This window comes from Nocardioides sp. P5_C9_2 (assembly GCF_054049555.1).
This window is the reverse complement of record NZ_JBFUMD010000710.1, coordinates 1-1,304: the sequence shown is the minus strand read 5'-3', so window position 1 is coordinate 1,304 and position 1,304 is coordinate 1. Positions and strand designations below refer to the sequence as shown.

Below are 1,304 nucleotides of genomic sequence, written 5' to 3'. Positions count from 1 at the left end.
AGGTTGCCCTCCATGGCCCTGCGCATCGTGGCGAGTCGTCCCGACCCGGCGATCGTGAAGCTGCCGTGGGCGACGCCCCTCGAGGAGTGGACCGACGAGTACGTCGTCCCCCTGCCGCGCGGCCTGAGCCGTCACGTCGTGCGCATCGTCCGGCTCGGGGCGCGCACCTACGCCGTCAAGGAGACCCAGGAGGCCATCGCGTTCCGCGAGTACCGCCTGCTGCGCGACCTGCAGCGCGAGGGCCTGCCCGCGGTGATGCCGCAGGGCGTCGTCGCGGGCCGGGTGGACCACGACGGCGAGGAGCTGCCCGCGGCCCTGATGACCGAGCACCTGCGCTTCTCGCTCCCCTACCGCAGCCTCTTCTCGCACGGCATGACCGCCGACAACCTGCCCAGCCTCATCGACGCGATCGTGGTGCTGCTGGTCCGGCTGCACCTGTCCGGCTTCTACTGGGGCGACGTGTCGCTCTCCAACGTGCTGTTCCGACGCGCCGCGGGCGACTTCGCGGCGTACCTCGTGGACGCCGAGACCGGCGAGCTGCACCACGACGTGAGCGCCCGGATGCGCGAGCACGACCTCACGATCGGCACCGAGAACATCTTCGCCGAGCTGATGGACCTCCAGGCCAGCGGCACGGTCGGCGAGGAGATCGACGGCTTCGCGATCATCGCCCGGCTCCGCGAGCAGTACGACAACCTCTGGGGCGAGCTGACCAGCGAGGAGGAGTTCACCGCCGACGAGATGTGGCGCATCGAGAGCCGTATCGAGCGGCTCAACGACATGGGCTTCGACGTCGACGAGCTCGACATCGTCACCGACTTCGACGGCGACCGGGTGCGGATCCAGCCCAAGGTCGTCGAGCTCGGCCACCACCGCCGCGAGCTGCAGTCCCTCACCGGCATGAACGTGGAGGACAACCAGGCGCGGCGGCTGCTCAACGACCTCGCGTCCTTCACCGCGCACTACGACCTCGGGCGCGAGGACCGGCACCTCGTCGCCGGGCGCTGGATGACCCAGATCTACGAGCCGATCATGGAGATGGTCCCCCGCGAGGCGCGCGGCAAGCTCGAGCCGGCCGAGATCTACCACGAGATCCTCGTGCACCGCTGGTACCTCTCCGAGCGCGCCGGCCACGAGGTCGGCATCTTCGACACCGCCCGCGACTACATCGACAACGTGCTGACCAAGAAGCCCGACGAGCTCATCGCCGCGGACACCGACGTGGCCGGCGAGGCCTGACCGGGCGGCCCTACCCTCCTCGCATGACCAGCTCCGCGCCCCGCCCCCTCGGGCCTGACGACATC

At 70.0% G+C, this 1,304-nt stretch carries 1 protein-coding gene; it reads left to right on the top strand.

Annotated features, from left to right (window positions below; translation table 11 throughout):
- Positions 1–1,239: DUF4032 domain-containing protein (locus ACXJKL_RS21205; protein WP_457208968.1), on the top strand; the 1,239-nt coding region annotated here is incomplete at its 5' end.
- Positions 1,240–1,304 lie beyond the last annotated feature (65 nt).